Here is a 15,797-nt window from a genome sequence, read left to right on the forward strand (position 1 = left end):
TTGGCGTTGGTGCAGACGCAGGGGGAGCTCGATATGATTGCCGAGCGCCTGCGCGAGAGCTTTTGCCAGCATGTGTTCGAATTGGAGGATGGCCCGCTGGATGTGACGATCAGTCTGGGTACGGCGCTGGCGGACGCTCAGAGCATTGAGCCTGGCGGGCAGAACCTCATTGAGCGCGCAGATGCTGCCCTGTATCGGGCCAAGAATGAGGGGCGCAATCGGGTTGTACGCGGCTAGCCCTGTGTGGCCGGTCGCAACCACCAGTGCAGGTAGCGCCCCAAGTGCTGATACGCCGGGTGCTGGCTGTAGCGCAGCTCGTATTCGACCAGATCCTCCAGGCTGCTGTTGCTGCAGAACGGCTCGGGCATGTAGTCATAGAATACCCTCACGCCACTTGTGGCCAGGCAATCCAGGCCGGCTGCCGCGCTCCAATGCGCGGCATCGCGCGGATCAATGGGTTGCTGCGGCGTCAGTCCGCTTTTACCCTGCCCGGACAGCGGCCGCTTGCGCAGCTTCTTGAACTGTCCCTTTACCAGGTTTTTGTAGATCAGCGCGTCGCGGTTGTAGAAGGCCAGCGACAGCGCGCCGTCTGGCTGCAGCAGTGAGGCCAGTTGCTGCAGCGCCTGCGCGGGATCGGCCAGCCACTCCAGTACAGCATGACAGACCACCAGGTCGTAGCGTTCACCCTGCGCAGCCAGTTCCTGCAGCGGGGCCTGCAGGTAGCGGGCGGGCAGCGCGGGATTGCTGGCGTTGATGCGCTCGCGGGCAGCATCGAGCATGGCTTCGGAGGGTTCGGCTACGGTCACCTGATGGCCGAGGCCGGCCAGCCAGAGGCTGATCTGGCCCAGCCCGGCGCCGATATCGAGAATACGCAGCGGTGATTCTGAGTGCAGCAGCGCTGGCAGCCATTGCTGCAGGTCGCGTTGCAGTACGGCCAGGCGAATGGCGCCCTTGGGGCTGTCGTAAATGCGTTGGGCGAAGCGGGCGCCCAGATGGTCGAAGTAGCGGTCAGTCATGGCGAGACTCTGCCGTGCAGGCATAAAAAAAGCCAGCTTGTGGCCGGCTTTTTAGCGGGGCGAAACGCTTATTTTTGGTAAGCGTTTACAGCCTTGACGATTTCCGCACGGGCTTCTTCAGCGCCGCCCCAGCGGTCGATCTTGACCCACTTGCCGGCTTCGAGATCTTTGTAGTTCTCGAAGAAGTGCTGGATTTGCTGGATCAGCAGTTCCGGCAGGTCGGTGTATTCCTTGATGTCGCGGTACAGCACGCTCAGCTTGTCGTGCGGAACAGCGATCAGTTTGGCATCTCCGCCGCCATCGTCAGTCATATGCAGAACGCCAACCGGGCGGGAGCGAATGACGGAGCCCGGAGCGACCGGGTGCGGGGTTACAACCAGCACGTCCAGCGGGTCGCCGTCGTCAGCCAGTGTGTTCGGGATGTAGCCGTAGTTGGCCGGGTAGAACATCGGGGTCGCCATGAAGCGGTCAACAAACAGAGTGCTGCTGTCCTTGTCGATCTCGTACTTGATCGGCGCGTGGTTGGCTGGGATTTCGATGGCGACGTAGATGTCGTTGGGAATGTCTTTGCCGGCGGGGATCTTGTCGTAGCTCATGGGTTACCTGAGGGGCCATAGTTGAAAACTGGCCGGCATTATAGGCGCATCGCCGTCTGATACCAAGTAAAAACAGGGTGAACCTTGGTCGTAGTTGCGTATTGCCGATTGATGCCGAAGCGGGTCTAACTTGGCAGTCAAACCAAGGCGCCGCCCGGCCAAACAAGGGCAAGGCGGCGCAACTTGTCAGAGTTTCAGCGCGAAGTACATGAAGTCGTGGTCGTTGGAGAAGCCCAGCGAGCGGTAAAGGCTCTGCGCGGCCATGTTCTCTTCGCCGGTCATTACGGTCATGCGCTTGACGCCTGCCTCGCGGGCCATGGTTTTGGCGTGATTTATCAGCTTGTCGGCAACCAGTTGGCGGCGCGCGTCCTCGGTGACATAGATGCCTTTGAGTACCCAGCTGGCAGCGAGCGTCAGGGCTGAGAAACTGGGAATGAACTGACAGAAGCCGAGCGCCTTGCCGCTGTCATCGTCCTCGGCTACCAGAATGATTGCCTGCTCGTGCACCAGACGTGCCTCCAGAAAACGGCGCGAAGCCTCTGGCAGCGGCGGCTGGCCGTAATATTCCCGGTACTTGATGAAGAGAGGTGTCACTTCATCAAGATGATCAATATCGGCCTGAACTATGCGCATACGAATACCCCAATCATGGTCATGAAATGGCTGGCAGGTTTTGGGTGGTCATTACATGCATCCTGCACCAGCGCTTGTGAATCTGCAATCGCGCGGCCAAAAAATACCGTCAGAGCCTCGGGCCAGACGGCTTTTGCTTTCAGTATGGGCGCGAGATGTGAAATGACTGGGTTTTTTAGCGACCGTCTGTCGTTTGGCTTGTGCATGTGATTTCGCCTCGCGCCCCGGTTTAAGTGGGTCTGGGTTCCGGTGCTGCGAACTCCGGCAAAGAAATGTGATCGAAGTGATCCGGTTTGGCGCTGGCGGGGCAGCTTGTGTATCCGGGCGGGGAGCGGGCAGTGCGGGCTGGCAGGTTGCACGCGAACTGTTCCTGTCCCTGTCAGGCGGTTTGACGGGGCATGCTAGTATCGCCCGGTGTGTGGCTCAAGCCTGCCTGCTTGCGTCGCCGACCGAATCAGATTGCCCGCCGCTGCGGCGGGTCATACCTATATGAGTGGCACAAAGGACCCGACATGCACCTCCATATTCTCGGCATCTGCGGTACGTTCATGGGCTCGCTGGCCTTGCTGGCGCGTGAGCTTGGCCATCAGGTCAGTGGCTCGGATGCCAACGTTTATCCGCCGATGAGCACCCAGTTGAGCGAGCAGGGAATTGCCTTGCAGGAGGGCTACCATCCTGAGCATCTGCAGCCAGCCCCGGATTTGGTGATCGTCGGTAATGCCATGGCCCGCGGCAACCCGGCGGTGGAGTACATGCTCGACCAGGGCATGCCTTACATGTCCGGCCCCGAGTGGCTGGCGCGACATGTGCTGCAGGATCGCTGGGTACTGGCGGTGGCCGGTACTCATGGCAAGACATCAACCTCCAGCCTGCTGGCCTGGTTGCTGGAAGATGCGGGCATGTCACCTGGATTTTTGATTGGCGGGGTGCCGCAGAATTTCGGGATCTCGGCGCGTCTTGGCGATACGCCATTCTTCGTCGTCGAGGCTGACGAGTACGACAGCGCCTTTTTCGATAAACGTTCCAAATTCGTTCACTACCGCCCGCGCACGGCAGTGCTGAACAATCTGGAGTTTGACCATGCGGATATCTTCCCTGATCTGGCTGCCATTGAGCGGCAGTTCCACCATCTGGTGCGCACCGTCCCGGCCTCCGGTCTGATTATTCATCCGGCGCAGGATGAAGCGTTGCAGCGGGTTATCAATATGGGCTGCTGGACGCCGTGCCAGACCACCGGCGCAGACGGAAATTGGCAGGCGCGGCTGCTCAGCGACGACGGCTCGCGCTTTGAGGTCTGGCTTGATGGCGAGTTGCAGGGTGTGGCCGAGTGGCAGCAGACCGGCCAGCACAGCGTGGCTAATGCACTCTCGGCTCTGGCGGCGGCGCGCCACGTTGGCGTGACGCCAGCGCAGGGAATTGCTTCGCTGGCGGGGTTCCGCAATGCCAAGCGGCGGATGGAAAAACTGGCCGAGATCAATGGCATTACCGTGTATGACGACTTTGCCCATCACCCGACCGCCATTGCCACCACGCTGGCTGGCCTGCGCGCGCAGATTGGCGATGCGCAGCTCATCGCGGTGATCGAGCCGCGTTCCAACACCATGCGGCTCGGCAGTCACATGGCAGCGTTGCCGGCCAGTGTAAGTGATGCGTCACGGGTGTTCTGGTATCAGCCAGGCGGTCTGGACTGGTCGCTTGACGGTGTCGTGGCAGATAGCCCGGTGCCGGCGCAGGTGGCCAGTGATCTGGATGCGATAGTTGAGCAAGTGGTGGCGGCAGCAACGCCGCAGACGCGGGTAGTGGTGATGAGTAACGGCGGTTTTGGCGGCATTCATCAGCGTCTGATTCAGGCATTGGAGGCGCGTCATGGCTGAACGAGTCACGCTGGCGGTTACCGGGGCGTCCGGGGTTCAGTACGCGATGCGATTGCTTGGCTGTCTGGTCGAGGCCGGTGTGGAGGTCTCGTTTCTGATTTCGCAGGCGGCGCAGCTGGTCGTGGCGACGGAAACCGAATGGCAGCTGCCCCCTAAACCACAGGCGCTGCAGCAGTATCTGACCGAGCAGTTTAAAGCGGCAGAGGGGCAAATTCGTGTTTACGGCAAGCAGGACTGGATGGCGCCAGTGGCTTCAGGCAGCGGCGCGCCTGCATCGATGGTGGTGTGTCCGTGCTCGACGGGCACGCTGTCGGCGATTGCGACCGGGGCCAGCAATAACTTGATCGAGCGGGCTGCGGACGTGGCACTGAAAGAGCGGCGTAAGCTGATTTTGGTGCCGCGCGAGACGCCATTCTCCAGTATTCATCTGGAAAACATGCTCAAGCTGAGTCAGATGGGCGCGGTCATCTTGCCGGCCAGTCCCGGCTTCTATCATAAGCCGCAGTCGATTGATGATCTGGTCGATTTTGTGGTGGCGCGAATTTTGGGGCAGCTGGGGATGGAGCAGGCGCTGATCCCGCGCTGGGGTGAGTAGCAGGCTGCGGCGCTGAGGCCGCAGCCAAACTTCGGATCAGACGAAGTACAGCGACAGGCCTTCGGAAATGAACGCGGGCTTGTCCACGCCTTCGATTTCCAGCGTGTTGCGGGCTTTCATCAGCCACTGGCCCGGATTCTTCTCGGTGACGTCAATGATGGTGGTGTGCAGGCGCACGCGTGAACCGACGCGAACCGGCTGGATGAAACGCAGACTGTCCATGCCGTAGTTGACGGCCATTTTTAGACCTTCCGGACGCGGCATCAGGCCTTCGGACAGGGCCGGCAGCAGCGACAGGGACAGGAAGCCGTGGGCGATGGTGCCGCCGAACGGAGTCAGCTTGGCCTTTTCTTCATCAATGTGGATGAACTGGTGGTCGCCAGTGCACTCGGCGAACTGGTTGACGCGCTCCTGGTCGATTTGCAACCAGTCAGAGTGACCCATGTCCTTGCCGATCAGGGAAGTAAGTTCAGAAACGGGAATGGCTTTCATCGTGCTCTCCGTGACTCTTATTGTGAGGGTGTGGGTGCTCGCCCCAGGCATTGTTGCTACCCTGCCGCAGGGAAATAAAGTTCGCAGGCATGGTTGCAAGTGGGGCGGGCGGAGGTCAATGCAAGCCTTGCTTCCATAGGTTTGCTGAATGATTCGACCACCTGTCTGCAGGCTATGTTGCGCCGCAGTGAATGACAAGGGGATTTCCGTGAGCGAGCAGATCGCACTTTTTCCACTCAAGACCGTATTGATGCCGGGTTGCTATCTGGATCTGCAGATCTTCGAGGCGCGCTATATCGATATGGTCAGCCGCTGTTTTCGGCACCAGCAGGGCTTTGTCGTGGTCGGGCTGGAGGAAGGCTCCGAGGTGGGTTCCAGTAATTTGCGTTTCAGCGCCATTGGCTGCGAGGCACGGATCATCGACTGGCAGCAGCGCGATAACGGCCTGCTGGGTATTCGTGTTGAAGGGCACCGGCGGGCGCGGCTTGGTCAGGTTGAAGTGGCCACGGACGGGCTGGTAACGGCTGCGGCGCAGTGGTTGCCCGAGGCTGTTGACTCGCCGCTGGAGAGCGAGCACGACGAACTGCTCGCCTTGCATGCGGCTTTGCTGGAGCACCCGCTGGTCAGCAATCTGCAGCTGCCGCCAGTCGACGGGAGTCAGCAGGCGTTGGCGTGGCAGCTGGGCTACTTGCTGCCGCTCAGCCTGGAGCAGAAAACAGCGCTGCTGGCGATGACCCCGCCGCTGGAGCGGCTCGACCGGATTGGTGACTGGCTCGCGCAGATGCAGGCCTGACGCTCATCAGGCGTTCAGCAACAACCAGCCGGCAATCAGGTAGGGCCAGAGTGCGATCAGCAGACGCGGTAGTGGGGGCAGCGGTGCGAGCGGGCCGCCCCGTTGAGTCAGCCAGCTGGCCAGGAGCACAGCGCTGCTGGCGCAGAGCAAGCTGCTGAGCATCGCCATCGGGCTGGCAATCTGCTGGAGCAATAAATTGCTGTCCAGCAAGGCCAGCAGCGGCAAAGGGTAGAGCAGCCAGCTGGCCCGCGCCCAGAACGACTGCCCCCGATTGCACAGTACGATGATGACCCCCAGCGCCGCCGTGATCAGTGCTGCGATAGTGTTCACCGTGGATGCCTCAGTCAGCCAGCTCAAGCCGAATGTCAGTGGCAGTGCCAGGGCAAACAGGCTGGTTGCGCCCCAGCGCCCGGCCAGCAGCAGGCTCAGGGGGACTGGCAAGAGCAGTAGTAAGATTTCGGGTTGAGGCATGGTCAGTGCCGGTAGACCCGGCAGCTGCAAGTAGGCGCGGCTGTCGATCAAGGTGCTGCTGAATACCGCGAGAGTATGCTGGTGCAGTGTCAGTACCAGCAGTGCCAGCAGGCAAAGCCCGGCAGCAGCCAGTGGGCTCCAGCGTTGCTGCCAGCGCAGCAGGTACAGCCCCCCACCCAATACGATTGCCGCGCCCGCAGCGAGATTCAGTGCTTGGCTCCAGAACAGTGGTGGCACCTCCCAGTGCGCCGCATGGCCGGCGGTGTAGCCAGGGATCAGGTACGCCGGCGCCCAGGCCAGTGCGGACAGGACGTTGATGGCGACAAAGCGCCAGGCTGGCATATCGAACATGCCGGCAATCATCGGAATGATCGGTCGGATAGGGCCAATGAAGCGCCCCAATACAACGCTCAGCCATCCGTAGCGACGGAAGAAGCGCTCACCGCGATCAATCCACTGCGGATTGCGCTGGAATAGCGGGATGCGGCGAATGTCCTGATGGAACCAGCGGCCCAGGGCAAAGCTGAGCAGATCGCCGATGACCGCCCCGGCAAAGGCCCAGGCAATGGCTTCCGTCAGCGATACGCCGGCGCCCGCTGCGAGCGCGGAGATGGCAAACAGCAGGAACACACCGGGTACCACCAGTCCGGCGACGGCCAGCGATTCGGTCAGCGATACCAGAAAGATGGCGATGCCCAGCCACTGTTGGTGGCTGGCGAGCCAGTCGGTCAGCCCTGCGAGCATGGCTCACCTCCACTGATGGCAGAGCGCAATGCAGCGCTGTGTTCTAGCAGAAAATAGTCCTGCCCGGGCTGTCGTGTGCGGCCCAGCGGGTTGCGTGTGCATTGAGCCGCGTAGGCGGCGTCGACCCAGCGATAGGGCAGGTGCTCGTCGCGGCCCTGGGGAATGCCCAGGCGCGCAGCGCGAATCACCTGCTTCGGATGGTAGCCGTCGTCCTCAATCAGCAGCGAGGCGGGGTCAAATTGTTGCGCGTTCCAGTCCGGTACCCGGATATTCAGCGATCGGCACAGCAGCGTTTGTCCGGCGCACAGGCGCTCTGGAGGGCGGGGCAGACCATTGCGCTGCGGGTTGAGTTGCTGCATGCGAGCAAGGCTGCTGGGCGGGCTGATGGCGTCGACGACCGGATGCCCGGATTTCAGCAGCACGCCGCAACCTGCACCCAGCGCGCTGCAGTTCATCGAGTCGCCGCCGCGGGCGTAGTACATGTAAATGGTGCCAGGGTCCATGAACAGGGCCCGACGGGCCTCGGTAAAACCGAGTGAGGCGTGACTGCCGCGTTCTTCCTTCAGGTAGGCCTCGGTCTCTATGATGCGTGCCGCGAGCCACTGGTTGCCGATCCGCCGGCGAATCACTTTGCCCAGCAGCGCAACCGCCAGCTCACGGGCGTCTCGCTGAAAGAAGCGCTCTGGCAACGGGGTCGGGGCAGATGTGCGGGTGCAGGTGTCGGGCATGGGCTCATGGTAGCAGGCGTTGGATGACACATTGAATTGCACAGCGACCGCAGGCGGCGCTGTCAAGCCAATGGCGAGCCCGCTATAATGCCGCATTTGGTCAAACAGGTGGCAGGTGACAGCATGAGCGTTGAACAGGTAGCGATATACATGACCGAGCTGGGGCAAAAGGCCCGCAAAGCATCGCGTGTGATCGCCCGCACCCCAACCGCCGTCAAGAATGCTGCCCTGCTGGCGACCGCTGAGGCGATTGAAGCGGCTGCCGAACGTCTGGTTGCGGCCAATGAGCTGGATCTGCAGGCCGGTCGTGATAACGGTCTGGATGACGCGATGCTGGACCGCCTGGCGCTGACGCCGGCCCGTCTGGCCAGCATGGTTGAGGGTTTGCGCCAGGTCGCAGCGCTGCCCGACCCGGTGGGCGCCATTCGTGATATGAAATTCCTGCCGTCGGGTATTCAGGTCGGCAAGATGCGCGTGCCGCTGGGTGTGATCGGCATCATCTATGAGTCGCGCCCGAACGTCACCGTCGAGGCGGCCAGTCTTTGCCTTAAATCCGGCAACGCCTGCATCCTGCGTGGCGGCTCCGAGTCCATCCATTCCAATCGTGCTATTGCCGAGTGTCTGCGTGAAGGGCTGGCGGCAGCGGGTCTGCCCAACGAGGTGGTGCAGGTGGTGGAAACCACCGATCGCGCTGCCGTTGGTGCGCTGATTACCATGCCCGACTACGTCGACGTAATCGTGCCGCGCGGCGGCAAGGGCCTGATCGAGCGCATCAGCAAAGACGCGCGCGTGCCCGTGATCAAACATCTGGACGGTATTTGCCACGTCTACGTCGATGATCGAGCCGATTTCGCCAAGGCCGAAGCCATCGTCATCAACGCCAAGACCCACCGTTACGGCGTCTGCAACGCGATGGAGACTCTGTTGGTCAACGAGACTGTCGCCGCGGAGTTCCTGCCCCGAGTTGCGCCGCTATACGCGGCCAAGGGCGTAGAGCTGCGTGGCTGCCCGGTCACCTGCACACTGTTGCCGGAGGCCATTGCTGCCAGCGAGGAAGACTGGTCGACCGAGTATCTGGCACCGATTCTGTCGATTCGTGTGGTTGCCGACATGGACGCCGCAATTGAACACATCAACACCTACAGCTCGCAGCACACCGATGCGATGGTTTCTGAGGATTACACCCGGGCCCGCCGCTTCATTGCCGAAGTGGATTCCAGCTCGGTGATGATCAATGCCTCGACGCGGTTTGCTGATGGCTTTGAGTACGGCCTAGGTGCGGAGATCGGTATTTCTACCGACAAGATTCATGCCCGGGGCCCGGTCGGTCTGGAAGGTCTGACCAGCGAGAAGTACGTGGTGTTCGGTGACGGCCATATCCGTCAGTGAGCTGCCGCTGATGCGCCGTGTTGGTCTGCTCGGCGGCACCTTTGACCCGGTACACTTCGGGCATTTGCGCAGCGCGGTTGAAGTGTGCGAGCAGTTGCAGCTGGATGAGCTGAGGCTTATCCCGAGTGCGCGTCCGCCACATCGAGATGTGCCGGGAGCGACCGCCGAACAGCGCCTGCGGATGGTTGAACTGGCGGCAGGGCAGGGTAGCGGCTTGTTGGTGGATGACCGTGAGCTGCAACGCGAGCGGCCGTCTTACACGGTGGAAACACTTGAATCGCTGCGCCAGGAACTGGGGTCGGACGTAGCCCTGTTCATGGTGCTGGGCTGGGATGCCTTCTGCGGGCTGCCGAGTTGGCACCGCTGGGAGTCGCTGCTGGAGTTGGCCAATCTGGTCGTTCTGCAGCGCCCCGATTACGACCTGGAAGTACCGGAAGTGCTCAAGGACCTGCTGGCCGCGCGCAGCGTAGACCAGCCAGAGCGCAGCCATGGGCAGATCATCTGCCTGTCGCAGACTCCGCTGGCAATCTCGGCTACTCATATTCGCACGCTGGTAGGCAATGGCGCGTCGCCGCGCTTTCTGTTGCCGGATGCGGTGCTTGACTATATTGAAAACGAAGGGCTGTATCGGCCCTCTATTGAGGATTGAAAATCTACATGCAGATTGAAGAACTGGTTCAGCTGGTGGTCGACGCGCTCGAAGAGCTGAAGGCCAAAGACATCGTGAAAATCGATGTGCGCGAACACACCAGCGTTACCGACTACATGATCATCGCCAGCGGTTCTTCCAACCGTCAGGTCAAGGCGCTGGCCGACAACGTGGTCGAAAAAGCCAAGGACGCCGGTCGTCAGCCGATGGGTGTTGAAGGCAAGGAGTCTGGCGAGTGGGTACTGGTCGACCTGGCCGATGTGGTCGTCCACATCATGCAGCCGGCTACCCGCGAGTTCTATGACCTTGAGCGCCTGTGGCAGAGCGCTGAATCGCGTCGGGCCCAGCATCAGCCGACGGAGTAAGCGACCTTGCGCATTCGCCTGATCAGCGTGGCGTCACGGATGCCGCGCTGGGTCGAGGACGGCTACCAGGAATACGCCAAGCGCATGCCTCCGGATCTGCCGCTGGAGCTCGTTGAGATCCCGCTGGCGACCCGCGGCAAGAACGCCGATGTGGCGCGCCTGATGCGCCGCGAGGGCGAACAGATGCTGGCCGCGGTGCAGCCAGGGGAACGTATTGTCACTCTGGAGGTCAATGGTCGCGCCTGGTCTACCGAGACGCTGGCCGAGCAGCTCGAGAGCTGGCGGCTGGATGCGCGCAATGTGAACCTCATGGTGGGTGGTCCCGAAGGGCTGGCCGAGGAGGTTGCCGCACGCAGCGATCAGCGTTGGTCGCTGTCACCGCTGACGCTGCCGCACCCGCTGGTGCGCATTCTGCTGGCTGAACAGTTGTACCGGGCCTGGACCATTCTCAATCGTCATCCTTACCACAAGTGATTCATGGCCAAGCCGATTCACCTGAAAGACCACAACAATGATGCCCGCATCGTCCAGCGTCGCCTGATTCTGGCTGCGGTGTTCATTCTGGGTCTGGTTGGCGCGTTGATCGCGCGCATGTACTACCTGCAGGTGACCCAGTACGAGTATCACTCGACCCTGTCGGAGAATAACCGGGTTCACGTTCAGCCCATCCCGCCGACTCGTGGTCGCATCTACGACCGTAACGGCGTGGTACTGGCGGAGAACCGGCCGAGTTTCAGTCTGACCATCACCCGCGACCGCGTGGAAGATCTGCCGGCCACCTTCGAGTTGCTCAAGTCCTTGCTTGAACTCAGCGACGAAGACACCGCGCAGGCCGAGCGTCGCCTGTCGCAGGCGCGCCGCCCCTTTGAGTCGGTGCCGGTGATGTTCGAGCTGACTCAGGAACAGATTGCCCGTATCGCCATCAACCAGTTTCGTCTGCCGGGCGTTGAGGTGCAGGCGAGCTTTGTTCGCTATTACCCGTATGCCGATCACTTCGCCCACGCGTTGGGTTATGTCGGGCGTATCAATGAGCAGGAGCTCAAATCGATCGATCCGGTGGCCTACGCGGGCACGCACTACATCGGCAAGACCGGTATCGAACGCTACTACGAACAGTTGCTGCATGGCACTGTCGGCTACGAGGAAGTGGAAACCAATGCGCGTGGGCGGGTGTTGCGCGTACTCGACCGCACCGATCCGATTCCCGGTAACGATCTGACGCTGGAGCTGGACGTCAAACTGCAGCAGGTGGCTGAAGAGGCCCTGGGCGAGCGTCGTGGCGCCGTTGTCGCGATTGATCCGCACACCGGGGGCGTGCTTGCCTTCGTCAGCAAGCCCGGTTTTGACCCCAACCTGTTCGTGACCGGTATCAGCTATGCCGATTACGGCGCGCTGCGGGACTCGCTCGATCAGCCGTTGTTCAACCGCGTGCTGCGCGGCCAGTATCCGCCGGGTTCGACGATCAAGCCGATCGTCGCCTTGGCCGGTCTCGATGCCGGTGTGGTCACCCGCACCAGCCGCGTCTACGACCCCGGTTTCTATCAGTTGCCGAATGTCAGCCACAAATACCGCAACTGGAACCGCTCCGGCGACGGCTGGGTGGATATGTCCTACGCAGTAGCCCGTTCCAACGACACCTACTTCTACGATCTGGCCAACAAGCTGGGCATCGATCGGATGCATGATTTCATGAGTCAGTTCGGCATCGGCCAGCGGGTGTCGATCGATATGTACGAAGAGGCGTCTGGTTTGATGCCGTCCAGCTCCTGGAAGCGCACCAAGTACCGCCAGCCCTGGTATCCGGGGGAGACATTGATCGCCGGTATCGGTCAGGGGTACATGCTGGCGACGCCGTTGCAGTTGGCTCAGGCCACTGCGCTGATTGCCAGTCGCGGGGTCTGGCACCGACCGCGCCTGCTCAAGGAGGCCGAAGGTGTGTTGCCGGATGAGTCCGACACGCCGCCAAATATTCAACTGCGCAATCCTGCCGACTGGGACTTCATCACCCAGGCCATGCAGGATGTGATGCAGTCGCCGCATGGCACCGCTCGTGCGGCGGCGGCCGGAGCGACTTACAACATGGCCGGCAAGAGCGGCACCGCTCAAGTAGTTGCCATCGCCCAAGGCGAGCGTTATGACTCGGCGGCCCTGCGTGAAAGACATCGAGACCATGCGCTGTTCGTTGGCTTTGCGCCAACCGAAAACCCGATGATCGCGGTAGCGGCGCTGGTTGAGAACGGCGAGGGCGGCGGCCGCGTCGCCGGCCCGGTAGTGCGCGCGGTATTCGACGCCTGGGTAGTGCCGCGCCTTGAGGCGCGGCAGCAGGAAGAGCCGGCAGCCGCACAGGAGAGTGCGCAATGAAGTCCATTCCGGTATCCAGTCACGGCCTGCGTCGGCGCGAGTCGATCTGGATGCGTATTCATATCGACCCTTGGCTGCTGCTGCTGATTCTTGCTTTGGCGACGGTCGATGCATTCGTGCTCTATTCCGCCAGTGGCAAGAGCATGGCGATGGTCGTGCGGCAAATGGCGTATTTTGCTGTGGGTATCTCGGCGATGATCGTGGTTGCGCAGTTCCAGCCACGTTTCATGCAGCGCTGGGTGCCGCTTGCCTATCTCGGCGGCACCCTGTTGCTTGCTGCGGTACTGCTGTTTGGTACCGAAGCCAAGGGCGCGCAACGCTGGCTGACGATTCCTGGCGTGACCCGCTTTCAGCCGTCAGAGATCATGAAGCTGGTGATGCCGATGAGTGTGGCCTGGTATCTGGGGCGGCGAAATCTGCCACCGAGCTTCAAGTACGTTGTGGTCACGCTGGCTATCATCTTTTTGCCGACGCTGCTGATTCTCAAGCAGCCGGACCTCGGCACCTCGCTGCTGATCGCCGCCTCGGGTGTGTTTGCCTTGCTATTGGCTGGTCTGCGCTGGCGCTATATCGTTGGTGCGTTGCTGGCGCTGGCACCTGCCGCCGCCGGAATGTGGTACTTCGTCATGCACCCTTACCAGAAGCAGCGGGTGCTGACCTTTCTTAATCCGGAAAGCGATCCGCTGGGCTCGGGTTGGAACATCATCCAGTCCAAGGCAGCGATAGGCTCCGGTGGGGTATTCGGCAAAGGCTGGTTGCAGGGCACCCAATCGCACCTGGATTTTCTGCCGGAAGGGCATACCGATTTCATTATCGCGGTTCTGGCTGAAGAGTTTGGCATGGTCGGTGTTTGCCTGCTGCTGGGCGTCTATCTGCTGGTCATCGCCCGTGGCATGGTCATCACATTGCAAGCACAGGATGCATTCTGCAAACTGCTGGCAGGTAGTATCACCTTGACCTTTTTCGTATATGTTTTCGTCAACATCGGCATGGTCAGCGGTCTGCTGCCGGTGGTGGGGGTGCCGCTGCCGTTCATCAGCTATGGGGGGACCTCATTGGTGACCCTGTTGCTGGGCTTCGGCATCCTCATGTCGATCCAGACGCACAAGAAATGGATGGCACAAACTTGATCGTATCTTCGCTGTTTCGCCGCGCCCGTTCGGCCGTGGCTTCGCGCTTCATGCTTACTACGCTGGCGGCCGCTTTCGGTGTCAGCAGTCTCGCGGCACAGGCCGCTGATTATGGCCCGGAACACCCGGGTGTGCCTGACTTCGTTCAGCAGATGCAGAGTGAGCATGGCTTCAGTGCCGAGCACGTGCAGGCCCTGCTGGATCAGGCGGTGCATCAGGACAACATCATCAAGGCGATCTCGCGGCCGGCCGAGCGGGTCAAACCATGGCACGAGTATCGGGCGATCTTTATTACCGATCAGCGTATTGAACGCGGTCTCGCGTTCTGGGCTGAGCATGCCGACACCCTGGCACGTGCCGAGCAGGAATACGGCGTCGAACCGGAAGTCATTCTGGCGATCATCGGCGTGGAAACCTTCTATGGCCGCAACATGGGCTCCTATCGCGTACTCGACGCTCTGGCGACCCTGGGCTTTGACTATCCGCCGCGCGCCGACTTTTTCCGCAAACAGCTGATGAGCTATATGGTGCTGACGCGCGAGCAGCAGATTGACCCGCTCAGTCTCAAAGGCTCCTACGCAGGCGCCATGGGCTTCGGGCAATTCATCCCGTCCAGCTATCAGGCCTATGCCGTCGACTTTGACGGCGACGGCAAAGTCGACATCTGGAACAACCCGGTTGATGCGATCGGCAGTGTTGCCAACTATTTCCATCAGCATGGCTGGACGCATGGTGCCGAGGTGGCTGTCGAAGCACAGGTCACGGGCGAGCGTTTTCGCGACGGTTTGACTGAGCCCCGTGGTCTGGAAGCGCGCCAGACTGTTGCCGAGCTCAAGGCATTGGGCTGGACACCGAGCGCCACGCTGGCGGACGATCAAGATGTCATGGCTTTTGAGTTCGATGCCGGGGAACGAATGCAGTACTGGGTGGGTCTGAACAACCTGTACGTCATCACCCGCTACAACCGCAGCGTCATGTATGCCATGGTGGTACATCAACTCGCAGACCTGTTACGTGAGGCCAGGCCCGAATGATGCCGATTGCCCAGACATCCATGCGCTATCTGCTGCTCGGCGGCCTGGCGTTGTTGGCCGCCTGCTCATCGACGCCGCAGAGCGGTCCGTCGTCCAGTACCGCTAGCGCGCCCGCTTCGACTGCTGGCGCTCGCCCGCTGCATGATGGCCCGCCGAGTTACATGCAGGATGTGTCGCTGATTCCCGATGCAATCCCGACGCCGCATACCGGCGCCTACAAGGCTTCGCCCTACACCGTCCTTGGGCAGCGTTATCATCCGATGCAGGACGGCCGCAGCTACCGTGAAGAGGGGGTCGCCTCCTGGTACGGCACCAAGTTTCACGGGCAGCACACCGCCAATGGCGAGGTCTACGATCTCTATGGCATGACGGCTGCGCACAAGACGCTGCCGTTGCCGACCTATGTGCAGGTCACCAACCTGCAGAACGGTCGCAAAATCATTGTTCGAGTCAACGACCGTGGGCCGTTTTACTCTGATCGCATCATCGATTTGTCCTTCGCCGCCGCGAAGAAATTGGGCTACGCAGATCAGGGCACGGCGCGCGTGCGGGTTGAGGGCATTGATCCGGTGGCCTGGCAGCAGCAGAACAATCCGAATTATCTGGTGACCCGAGAGGCTGTTGCCGACGCGCCTGTGATGGCTGCGCTGCCTCCGGAGCCGGTCGAGAATGTGCAGGCTGGCGGTTATTACCTGCAGGTTGGCGCATTCTCGTCCGATCAGGCTGCCCAGGCGTTGCGTCAGCGCGTGATGGGCGTAGTCGGCAGCAATGTCCGGGTCAGCCCGGTTCAGGTCGATTCCCGTACCCTGCACCGGGTTCGGGTCGGGCCTCTGAGTAGCCAGGATGAAGCTCGACGAATGATGGAAACCCTGCGCGTGGCCAACCTCGGAACACCGGCACTGGTCACCGCCAACTGATTTTTGTACC

The 15,797-nt window shown here is 61.3% G+C and carries 18 protein-coding genes; 12 read left to right on the forward strand and 6 right to left on the reverse strand.

Annotation, left to right across the window (positions count from 1 at the left end):
- On the forward strand, positions 1–237 hold a 237-nt coding region (locus AAFM31_RS06100; protein ID WP_341707016.1), incomplete at its 5' end, for a diguanylate cyclase domain-containing protein.
- On the opposite strand, the gene AAFM31_RS06105 is transcribed toward AAFM31_RS06100, so the two are convergent.
- From AAFM31_RS06105 to AAFM31_RS06115, 3 genes are all read right to left on the reverse strand, one after another.
- Positions 234–1,016: a methyltransferase domain-containing protein gene (locus tag AAFM31_RS06105; protein WP_341707017.1), complete on the reverse strand. Its 783-nt coding sequence runs from the start codon at positions 1,014–1,016 to the stop codon at positions 234–236. The two genes, AAFM31_RS06100 and AAFM31_RS06105, sit on opposite strands and share 4 nt — an antisense overlap.
- 68 nt (positions 1,017–1,084) lie before the next feature.
- The gene (gene ppa, locus AAFM31_RS06110; protein ID WP_341707018.1) at positions 1,085–1,612 is read right to left on the reverse strand and encodes an inorganic diphosphatase; all 528 of its coding nucleotides are present in this window, start codon (positions 1,610–1,612) and stop codon (positions 1,085–1,087) included.
- Between the two features lie 186 nt (positions 1,613–1,798).
- Positions 1,799–2,245 carry a GNAT family N-acetyltransferase gene (locus AAFM31_RS06115; RefSeq protein WP_341707019.1) on the reverse strand — a complete coding sequence of 149 codons (447 nt, stop codon included), beginning with the start codon at positions 2,243–2,245 and terminating at the stop codon, positions 1,799–1,801.
- 512 nt (positions 2,246–2,757) lie between these two features.
- On the opposite strand from AAFM31_RS06115, the gene mpl reads away from it, so the two are divergent.
- Entirely contained in the window at positions 2,758–4,119 is a 1,362-nt protein-coding gene (gene mpl, locus AAFM31_RS06120) for a UDP-N-acetylmuramate:L-alanyl-gamma-D-glutamyl-meso-diaminopimelate ligase (RefSeq protein WP_341707020.1), read from the forward strand.
- A complete protein-coding gene (locus AAFM31_RS06125; protein WP_341707021.1) occupies positions 4,112–4,714 on the forward strand; it encodes a flavin prenyltransferase UbiX in 603 nt (200 codons plus the stop codon). The genes mpl and AAFM31_RS06125 overlap by 8 nt, the downstream gene beginning before the upstream one ends.
- A 36-nt stretch (positions 4,715–4,750) precedes the next feature.
- Here the strand turns inward: AAFM31_RS06125 and AAFM31_RS06130 are convergent, their stop codons facing one another.
- A complete protein-coding gene (locus AAFM31_RS06130; RefSeq protein ID WP_341707022.1) occupies positions 4,751–5,206 on the reverse strand; it encodes a MaoC family dehydratase in 456 nt (151 codons plus the stop codon).
- 208 nt (positions 5,207–5,414) lie between these two features.
- On the opposite strand from AAFM31_RS06130, the gene AAFM31_RS06135 reads away from it, so the two are divergent.
- Positions 5,415–5,999 carry an LON peptidase substrate-binding domain-containing protein gene (locus AAFM31_RS06135; RefSeq protein WP_341707023.1) on the forward strand — a complete coding sequence of 195 codons (585 nt, stop codon included), beginning with the start codon at positions 5,415–5,417 and terminating at the stop codon, positions 5,997–5,999.
- 6 nt (positions 6,000–6,005) lie between these two features.
- On the opposite strand, the gene AAFM31_RS06140 is transcribed toward AAFM31_RS06135, so the two are convergent.
- Together AAFM31_RS06140 and AAFM31_RS06145 are read right to left on the reverse strand one after the other, a co-directional pair.
- Positions 6,006–7,214, reverse strand: coding sequence for a DedA family protein (locus AAFM31_RS06140; protein ID WP_341707024.1), 1,209 nt, complete (start codon positions 7,212–7,214; stop codon positions 6,006–6,008).
- Positions 7,199–7,942: a DNA-3-methyladenine glycosylase gene (locus tag AAFM31_RS06145; RefSeq protein ID WP_341707025.1), complete on the reverse strand. Its 744-nt coding sequence runs from the start codon at positions 7,940–7,942 to the stop codon at positions 7,199–7,201. Before AAFM31_RS06145 ends, AAFM31_RS06140 begins: the two co-directional genes overlap by 16 nt.
- A gap of 123 nt (positions 7,943–8,065) precedes the next feature.
- On the opposite strand from AAFM31_RS06145, the gene AAFM31_RS06150 reads away from it, so the two are divergent.
- From AAFM31_RS06150 to AAFM31_RS06185, 8 genes are read left to right on the forward strand one after another with little or no spacing between them, the layout of a single operon-like run.
- Positions 8,066–9,331, forward strand: a complete 1,266-nt coding sequence (locus AAFM31_RS06150) for a glutamate-5-semialdehyde dehydrogenase (protein WP_341707026.1) — start codon at positions 8,066–8,068, stop codon at positions 9,329–9,331.
- 10 nt (positions 9,332–9,341) lie between these two features.
- Positions 9,342–9,980, forward strand: coding sequence for a nicotinate-nucleotide adenylyltransferase (nadD, locus tag AAFM31_RS06155; RefSeq protein ID WP_371833021.1), 639 nt, complete (start codon positions 9,342–9,344; stop codon positions 9,978–9,980).
- An 8-nt stretch (positions 9,981–9,988) separates the two neighbouring features.
- Positions 9,989–10,345: a ribosome silencing factor gene (gene rsfS / locus AAFM31_RS06160; protein ID WP_088273476.1), complete on the forward strand. Its 357-nt coding sequence runs from the start codon at positions 9,989–9,991 to the stop codon at positions 10,343–10,345.
- Between the two features lie 6 nt (positions 10,346–10,351).
- Positions 10,352–10,819 carry a 23S rRNA (pseudouridine(1915)-N(3))-methyltransferase RlmH gene (gene rlmH / locus AAFM31_RS06165; protein WP_341707027.1) on the forward strand — a complete coding sequence of 156 codons (468 nt, stop codon included), beginning with the start codon at positions 10,352–10,354 and terminating at the stop codon, positions 10,817–10,819.
- Positions 10,820–10,822: 3 nt separating this feature from the next.
- Positions 10,823–12,706 carry a penicillin-binding protein 2 gene (gene mrdA / locus AAFM31_RS06170; protein WP_341707028.1) on the forward strand — a complete coding sequence of 628 codons (1,884 nt, stop codon included), beginning with the start codon at positions 10,823–10,825 and terminating at the stop codon, positions 12,704–12,706.
- Positions 12,703–13,836 (forward strand): rod shape-determining protein RodA, encoded by a 1,134-nt coding sequence (gene rodA / locus AAFM31_RS06175; RefSeq protein ID WP_341707029.1) that lies wholly within the window; start codon positions 12,703–12,705, stop codon positions 13,834–13,836. The genes mrdA and rodA overlap by 4 nt, the downstream gene beginning before the upstream one ends.
- 50 nt (positions 13,837–13,886) lie before the next feature.
- Entirely contained in the window at positions 13,887–14,870 is a 984-nt protein-coding gene (mltB, locus tag AAFM31_RS06180) for a lytic murein transglycosylase B (protein ID WP_341707192.1), read from the forward strand.
- Positions 14,870–15,787, forward strand: a complete 918-nt coding sequence (locus tag AAFM31_RS06185) for a septal ring lytic transglycosylase RlpA family protein (protein ID WP_341707194.1) — start codon at positions 14,870–14,872, stop codon at positions 15,785–15,787. The genes mltB and AAFM31_RS06185 overlap by 1 nt, the downstream gene beginning before the upstream one ends.
- The last annotated feature ends 10 nt before the right edge of the window (positions 15,788–15,797 follow it).

Origin of the sequence: Halopseudomonas sp., from assembly GCF_038130085.1 — a bacterium.
GTDB lineage: Bacteria > Pseudomonadota > Gammaproteobacteria > Pseudomonadales > Pseudomonadaceae > Halopseudomonas.